Annotated in this window: 8 protein-coding genes and 2 pseudogenes; 8 read left to right on the top strand and 2 right to left on the bottom strand. The window is 71.8% G+C overall.

All coding sequences use genetic code 11. The features are described 5' to 3' along the window. The 4 genes and pseudogenes from VGD70_RS13875 to VGD70_RS13860 all read left to right on the top strand — a co-directional run. Window positions 1-639, top strand: a pseudogene (locus VGD70_RS13875) (hypothetical protein); the annotation flags it as partial. A gap of 3 nt (window positions 640-642) precedes the next feature. Further along, the gene (locus VGD70_RS13870) at window positions 643-1,140 is read left to right on the top strand and encodes a hypothetical protein (protein ID WP_331081783.1); all 498 of its coding nucleotides are present in this window, start codon (window positions 643-645) and stop codon (window positions 1,138-1,140) included. A 25-nt stretch (window positions 1,141-1,165) separates the two neighbouring features. Continuing rightward, a complete protein-coding gene (locus VGD70_RS13865) occupies window positions 1,166-1,987 on the top strand; it encodes a 3-methyl-2-oxobutanoate hydroxymethyltransferase (protein WP_331081781.1) in 822 nt (273 codons plus the stop codon). A gap of 60 nt (window positions 1,988-2,047) precedes the next feature. Beyond that, complete coding sequence (locus VGD70_RS13860; protein WP_331081779.1) at window positions 2,048-2,929, top strand: alpha/beta hydrolase; 882 nt, start codon at window positions 2,048-2,050, stop codon at window positions 2,927-2,929. Here VGD70_RS13860 and VGD70_RS13855 read toward each other — a convergent pair. Together VGD70_RS13855 and VGD70_RS13850 are read right to left on the bottom strand one after the other, a co-directional pair. Further along, window positions 2,907-3,350, bottom strand: coding sequence for an RpiB/LacA/LacB family sugar-phosphate isomerase (locus VGD70_RS13855; RefSeq protein ID WP_331081777.1), 444 nt, complete (start codon window positions 3,348-3,350; stop codon window positions 2,907-2,909). The two genes, VGD70_RS13860 and VGD70_RS13855, sit on opposite strands and share 23 nt — an antisense overlap. A gap of 27 nt (window positions 3,351-3,377) precedes the next feature. Next, entirely contained in the window at window positions 3,378-4,325 is a 948-nt protein-coding gene (locus tag VGD70_RS13850) for a hypothetical protein (protein ID WP_331081775.1), read from the bottom strand. Between the two features lie 55 nt (window positions 4,326-4,380). Between VGD70_RS13850 and VGD70_RS13845 the strand changes: the two genes are divergently transcribed. From VGD70_RS13845 to VGD70_RS13830, 4 genes and pseudogenes are all read left to right on the top strand, one after another. Next, window positions 4,381-5,499, top strand: coding sequence for a zinc-binding dehydrogenase (locus VGD70_RS13845; RefSeq protein ID WP_331081774.1), 1,119 nt, complete (start codon window positions 4,381-4,383; stop codon window positions 5,497-5,499). Further along, a complete protein-coding gene (locus VGD70_RS13840; protein ID WP_331081773.1) occupies window positions 5,496-6,185 on the top strand; it encodes a 4-carboxy-4-hydroxy-2-oxoadipate aldolase/oxaloacetate decarboxylase in 690 nt (229 codons plus the stop codon). The genes VGD70_RS13845 and VGD70_RS13840 overlap by 4 nt, the downstream gene beginning before the upstream one ends. Continuing rightward, entirely contained in the window at window positions 6,182-7,207 is a 1,026-nt protein-coding gene (locus VGD70_RS13835; protein WP_331081771.1) for an amidohydrolase family protein, read from the top strand. The genes VGD70_RS13840 and VGD70_RS13835 overlap by 4 nt, the downstream gene beginning before the upstream one ends. Window position 7,208: 1 nt before the next feature. Further along, a pseudogene (locus tag VGD70_RS13830) lies at window positions 7,209-7,449 on the top strand (4-carboxy-4-hydroxy-2-oxoadipate aldolase/oxaloacetate decarboxylase); the annotation flags it as partial.

The raw sequence follows: 7,449 nt of genomic DNA, 5'->3' as shown, positions 1-7,449 counted from the left end.
GACGCCGACGGCGGGCTGTTCGTCGGCGCCCGGCGCAACGCCGAGGAGGACACCTACTACTGGCGGATCACGCCGTGGGTCATGCCGAGCTTCACGCTGGTGCCCCCGCGCGGTGACCACCCGATCCACGGCCACTGGTGGGTCCCGATCGACGACGAGAACTGCTGGGCGTACTCCTTCGACTACCACCCGACGCGGCCGCTCACCGACAGCGAGCTCGAGGCGATGCGGGCCGGCCACGGCGTGCACAGCGAGAACATCCCCGGCACCTACCGGCCCGCGGCCAACAAGGACAACGACTACCTCATGGACCGCGAGGCCCAGCGCAGCGGCGAGTACTTCTCCGGCATCAAGGGCATCGCGATGCAGGACGCATCGCTGCAGGAGAGCATGGGCCCGATCGCCGACCGGTCCAAGGAGCGGCTTGTCTCGGCCGACGCGGGGATCATCAAGGCCCGTCAGAAGCTCCGCAAGGTGGCTGCTGCCCTGCAGGCCGACGGCGTGGTGCCACCCGGCGTCGACCCGGCGCACCACCACGTGCGCTCGGCTGCCGTCGTGCTCCCGCGCGACGCGTCGTTCGTCGAGGCCTGCCAGGACGAGCTCACGGCAGCCCCCGGCAAGCCGCACGCGTCGGTCTGAGCCATGCGCCCGATCCTGCTCAACAGCTGCGCCCGCGCGACGAGCGCGGCGGAGGCGCGGTACCGCATCGACGTCCCGATCGCCGGCCGGCGCGGCGCGCGGGTGATCGCGCTCGACGACGGCGCCGCCACGCTGGTCCGGCGGCTGGCCGGGGAATCGTGGCACGCCGCCCGGTTCTTCACGCTGGTCGCCGGGTCGCCCCCGATCGGCGGCGACGGCATGGCACTGCACCGCGTCACCGCCGGACCGACGAGCCTGGGCGCCGAACTGGCCGAGGCCGACGTCGCGGTGATGGTGGCGACCGACCACGGGAGCGCGGAGGCCGCCGACACCATCGGCCGGGCCTGTGCGCGCCGTGGCGTCATGACCGCCGGGCTGGTGCTCGGCGACCAGTCCCGGTCACGCGACACCCTGCTCGCCCTGCGCCCGCACGCCCAGGTGCTGCTGGTCAGCCGCGACGAGCAGGACGTCGCCGAAGTGCTGACCGCCCTGCGCGCCTGACCCTTGTCGATCTCATGGAGGAACGATGGACCCCGCGGTGACCCTGCCCGGCCTGCAGGCGATGAAGGACGACGGCCGCAAGATCGTCTGCGTGGTCGCGTGGGACTACCAGATGGCGCGCATCGTCGACCGGGCAGGCGTCGACATCGTCTCGGTCGGCGACACGGTCGGGGTCAACCTGTGGGGCCACGCCAACCCGCTCGAGATCACGATGGACGAGCTGCTGATCGTCTGCCGGGCCGTGCGGCGCGGCGTGAAGCGCGCGCTGCTGTCGTGCGACTTCCCGTTCGGGCCGCTGCAGGAGGGGCCCGACAGCGCCGTGCGGGCCGCGATCCGGCTGGTCAAGGAGGGCGGCGTCGACATCGTCAAGCTCGACGGCGCGGCCGACTTCCCGGAGGCCGTCACGGCCGTGCACCGGGCCGGGATCCCGGTGTTCGCGCAGTTCGGCATCACGCCGCAGACGGCGCTGCGCTACGGCGTCACCTACAGCGCGACGCCGGGCCCGGACAGCGCCGTGCCGCCGGAGATGCTCGATGCGCTGGTCGCCGAGGCGAAGCTGCTGGAGGCGGCGGGGGCCTGCATGCTCAACTTCACCAACTCCGGCCCCGTCGTCGGGCCCGCGGTGGCGCAGGCCGTCGCGATCCCGGTGCTCGGCGGCTTCGGCGGCGGCCCCTGGCTCGACGGGCGGATCCGGATGGCGACCGCCGCCATCGGCTACAGCGCTGCAAGCCTCGACACCCCACCCGACACCTACGCCAACGTCGCCCGGATCAGCCACGACGCCATCGCCGCGTACGCCGCGGACGTGCGCGCCGGCCGTCAGATCCGCGGCGGCATCAAGACCTGACCCACTTCGCAGACCGGCCCCAACCTCTGCGAAGTAGTCCTGACGCGGAAGCGACCACTCATGCCCACTACCACCATCGACGGGATCACCACCCGGTACACCGTGTCGGGGAGCGGGCCGCCTTTGCTGCTGTTCTCCCCCGGCGGCTTCAACGCCACCCTCGACAACTGGGCCACGCACGGCGTCTACCAGCGCACGGGGATCGTGGAGCGGCTCGCGGAGCACTACACGTGCATCGCGTTCGACCGGCGGGAGTCCGGGGCGTCCGGCGGGCGGGTGGAGCGGATCACCTGGCGGCACTACGCCGCGCAGGGCAAGGGGCTGCTCGACCACCTGGGGATCGACCGGGCGCACCTCATGGGCGGGTGCGTCGGGTGCTCGGTCGCGACGATGTTCGCCGTGACGTATCCCGCGGCCACCGCGAGCATGGTGCTGTACTCCCCCGCGGGCGGCGCCCGGTACCGGCTCGCGCAGCACGAACGGTTCCAGCTCCACGCCGCCTACGTCCACGAACACGGGCTCGCCGGGGTGGTCGAGCGGGCCCGCACGACGACGGCGGGCTTCAGCGCCGACCCGTCCGTCGGGCCGTGGGCGCCGGTGCTGCGCACCGATCCCGGCTTCGCGTCGGCGTACGCCGACCTCGACCCGCAGCGCTACGGGATCGTGCTGGCCGCACTCGCGCGCACGATGTTCGACCGCGACACGGTGCCCGGACCCGAGCCGGAGGACCTGCTGTTGCTCGACGTGCCCGCGCTCGTCGTTCCCGGACAGGACGCGTCGCACGCGACGTCGGCGGCCCGGTTCCTGCACGAGTGCCTGGCCGGGTCCGCCTACTGGGACGCGCCGGTGGCCGAGCAGACGGCCGCGTCGGCCCCGGCGCGCGTCCTCGCCTTCCTCAACAGTGTCAGCCTCGACGGGGTCAGCTGCGCTCCAGCGCCATGATCTGGTCCACCCGCAGCTGGTGCCGCCCGCCCTTGAACGGCGTGGCGAGCCAGGTCGTGAGGATCCGCTCGGCCAGGTCGGGCGCCACCACCTTCGCGCCCATGACGAGGACGTTGGCGTCGTTGTGGGCCCTGGCGATCTCGGCGGTGAAGAGGCAGTGACACAGCGCCGCGCGCACGCCGCGGACCTTGTTGCACGCCATCTGCTCGCCGCTGCCGCTGCCGCCCAGCACGATCCCGAACGCGGCGGCACCGCCCACCACCTGCGCGCCGAGGTCGGCGCACAGCACCGGGTAGTCGACGATCACGGCGTCGTCGGACACGCCGCGGTCGTCCACCTCGTGCCCACGCTCGGCGAGCCAGGCGCCGAGACGGGCCTTCATCGGCACGGCGTTGTGGTCGGCGACGATTGCGATCCTCATCGGTCCTCCAGCTCAAGCGGTGATGATTCATCCGGCGAGATCGTGGGTGCCCTCGGCGAACAGGGACGCGACATCGGGGCGGCCGTCGAGGATGTGCTGGGCCACCGCGTGGTCGAGCAGCGCCTCGATGGCGCCCCGGTTGGGCGCGATGCCGTAGGGCAGCGGATCGGCGCCGGTCACGTCCATGACCCGCGCGTACATCCGGTCGGTCGCGTTCTCGACCGACCCGGCTCGCAACCGCGCGACGTAGCGGTTCTTGGCCTCGGCGAACGCGCTGAACAGGTCGGCGGCGAGGCCGGGGTGCGCGTCGAGCACCTCGTCGCGGACGACGACGAGGTGGTTGATCGGGTAGTGGCCGTCGCGGCGCAGCGCCGCCACGCCTGCCCCGTCGGGATCGGGAATCAGCGGCACCCCGGCGTCGACGCCGATGGCCGCGTCGATCCGACCCTCGGCCAGCATGCGTGCCAGGTCGTCGCCCGGCGGCATCGACTCGACGTTGGCAGGCGGCCCGTACTCGCGGACGTGCTCGTCGCCCGAGCACACCCAGGTGACCGCGTCGAGGTCCACGCCGTGCTCGGCGGCGAGCACGCCGCGTGCCCAGACGCCCGTGGTGACGGTGTAGCCGCGGTTGACCCCGACCCGTCGGCCCTCCAGGTCCTTCGGCGCGATCCCACCGCCGGCGACGCGGATCGCGCCGTGGTGGAACCCGCGCACGAGGAAGACCGGCAGCGCCGTGAACCGGGCGCCGTGGGCCTTGGCCACCAGGTAGGTGGTGAAGGCCATCTCCGAGACGTCGAACGCGTTCTCCCGGACCATCCGGCGGAACGCCTGGACCAGCACCGGGACGTCGACGAGGTCGAGCACCGCGCCATGTGGGGCCACCGTCCCGTCGGTCAGTGCCGCGTTGTTCCCCTGGGTCCGCGTCACGGTGCTCAGGTGCAGTTCGGGCATCGGCTCACTCCGCTCGTCGTCCACGCCATCCTCCGCTATGGTAAGACAACAAACTGTCATACCAATAGATGGGGTACAGATGGCTGAGGACGTTCTCGCGGCCGTGCGGACCGGTCCCGGGCGAACCGAGGTGCGCAGCTTCGCGATGCCGGCGGTCCCCGACGACGCGGCGCTGCTGAAGGTCGAGGTCGCGGGCATCTGCGGCACCGACGTGAAGATGTACGCGAAGCCGCCCTTCGCCGGGCCGGTGATCATGGGCCACGAGAACGTCGGGACGCTCGTGCACGCGGGCCGCGCCTTCACCCGCCGCCACGGCCTGACCGACGGCGACCGCGTGTTCGTCGAGCACTACGTCGGCTGCTTCCACTGCGAGTGGTGCCACATCGGCGAGTACCGCCACTGCGAGAACACCGACTGGCGCACCAACCCCGACGCGCGCCGCTACGGCTACACCTCGGCCGACAACGCGCCACACCTGTGGGGCGGGTTCGCGCAGTACATGTACCTGCCGTGGAACGCGGTGCTCCACAAGGTGCCCGACGGCGTCTCCGCGGAGCTCGCGGGCATCGTCACGCCGCTGTCGAACGGCATCGAGTGGGCGCTGTTCGCCGCCGGAGTCGGCTACGCCTCGACCGTCCTGATCCAGGGGCCGGGCCAGCAGGGGCTCTCCCAGGTGGTGGCGTGCAAGCAGGCCGGGGCGGCCCAGATCATCGTGACCGGCACGACGCGCGACGCGGCCCGCCTGCAGCTAGCGAAGGACCTCGGCGCCGACCACGTCGTCGACGTGCAGCAGGCCGACGCGCTCACCGCCGTCCTGGACGTGACGGGCGGCAAGGGCGTCGACGTCGTGCTGGACTGCACGGCCGGCGCCGGCGTCGCGCCGGTGCTGCTGGGCATCGATGCGCTCAAGCGGCGCGAGGGCACGATGGTGATCCAGGGCGAGCTGGCCGCGTTCCCGGACTTCCCGGTCAAGAAGGTCACCGAGAAGGCCATCACGATCAAGAGCGCGCGCGGGCACAGCTACCGCTCGTGCGAGCTCGCGCTCGCCCAGCTGGCGTCGGGCCGCTTCCCGCTGGAGCGGCTCACCACCCACACCTTCGGGCTCGACGACGTCGACCGGGCGATCCGGGCCGTCGGCGGCGAGGTGGAGGAGGACGTGGTGCACGTGTCGCTGCTGCCGTGGGCGGGCGCGTCATGAGCACCGTCGTCGTCCGCAACCCACCCCGTGCCGCCGAGGCCGATGTGAAGGCACTGGCCGTGTTCGGCGTCGCGACCGTCCACGAGGCGCAGGGCCGCACGGGCCTCCTCGCGCCGCGGCTGCGCCCGATCTACCCGAGCGTGCACATCGCAGGCACCGCGGTGACGGTGAGCGTGCCCCCCGGTGACAACTGGATGCTGCACGTCGCAGTCGAGCAGTGCCGCGACGGCGACGTGCTGGTGGTCGCGCCCACCACCCGTTCCGATGCCGGGTACTTCGGCGAGCTGCTCGCCACGGCCCTCGCCGCTCGGGGCGTGCGCGGGCTGGTGATCGACGCCGGCTGCCGCGACGTCGCCGAGCTCACCGCGATGGGCTTCCCGGTGTGGTCGCGGTGCGTCTCGGCGTTCGGCACGGTGAAGGAGACGCTCGGCAGCGTCAACGTGCCGGTGGCGTGCGCGGGGCAGCTCGTGGCGCCCGGTGACGTCGTGGTGGCCGACGATGACGGCGTGGTCGTGGTGCCGCGCGCCGATGCGGCGGCGGTGGCCGCGGCAGCGGCGGCGCGGGAGGAGAAGGAGGCGGTGTCCCGCGAGCGCTATCGGCGGGGCGAGCTGAGCCTCGACACGCAGGACATGCGGGAGCGGCTGGCGGCCAAGGGGCTGCAGTACGTCGAGAGCACGATCCGATGATCATCGACTGCCACGGGCACTTCACGACGGCGCCCGCCACGCACACCGCGTTCCGCTCGGCCCAGCTCGCGCGGCTGGCCGATCCGACGCTGCCGGAGCCCGCGCTCGTGGACCCGAGCGACGACGCCGTGCGGGACGCGGTCGAGAACAACCAGCTCAAGCTGCTGCGCGAGCGCGGCACCGACCTGATGATCTTCTCGCCGCAGGCGTCGTCGATGGGGCACCACATCCCCGACCCGGCCGTCGCGCTGGCCTGGGCTCGGACGTCCAACGACCTGATCCACCGCGTGACGCGGCTGTTCCCCGACAGCTTCGCCGGGGCGTGCCAGCTGCCGCAGACCCCTGGCGGCTCGCTGGACAACTGCGTGGCCGAGCTGCGGCGCTGCGTCACGGAGCTGGGGTTCGTCGGCGCCAACCTGAACCCGGACCCCTCCGGCGGCTTCTGGCTCGGTCCGCCGCTCACCGACGAGCACTGGTTCCCGCTCTACGAGGCGCTGGTGGAGCTCGACGTGCCGGCGATGATCCACGTCTCGGCGTCGTGCAACCCGAACGCCCACACGCTGGGCGCGCACTACCTCAACGCCGATACAGCCGTGTTCATGCAGCTCCTGCAGGGCGACCTGTTCGCCCGCTTCCCGACGCTGCGCTTCGTCATCCCGCACGGCGGCGGCGCGGTGCCCTACCACTGGGGACGCTTCCGCGGGCTGGCGCAGGAAATGAAGAAGCCGCTGCTGAAGGACCACCTGCTGAAGAACATCTTCTTCGACACCTGCGTGTACCACCAGCCGGGCATCGACCTGCTGACTAAGGTGATCCCGGTCGACAACATCCTGTTCGCGAGCGAGATGATCGGCGCGGTGCGCGGCATCGACCCGGAGACCGGTCACTACTACGACGACACCAAGCGCTACATCGACGCGAGCAAGCTGCTCAGTGCCGAGGAGAAGCAGGCGATCTTCGAAGGCAACACGCGGCGCGTGTTCCCGAGGCTGGACAAGCTGCTGAAATCGAAAGGACATTGAGATGTACGAGCTGGGCGTCGTCTACCGCAACATCCCGCGCGCCGACCGCAAGATCGCGGACGGTCTCGCGCAATACGGGTCGGCCACCGTGCACGAAGCGATGGGCCGCGTGGGGCTGATGAAGCCGTACATGCGTCCCATCTACGCCGGCGCGCAGGTGTCCGGCACGGCCGTCACCGTGCTCGTGCATCCCGGCGACAACTGGATGATGCACGTCGTGGCCGAGCAGATCCAGCCGGGCG

The sequence above is a fragment of the Actinophytocola sp. genome (assembly GCF_036402745.1).
Taxonomy (GTDB): Bacteria; Actinomycetota; Actinomycetes; order Mycobacteriales; family Pseudonocardiaceae; genus Actinophytocola.
This window is presented reverse-complemented; position numbering and strand designations above follow the sequence as displayed.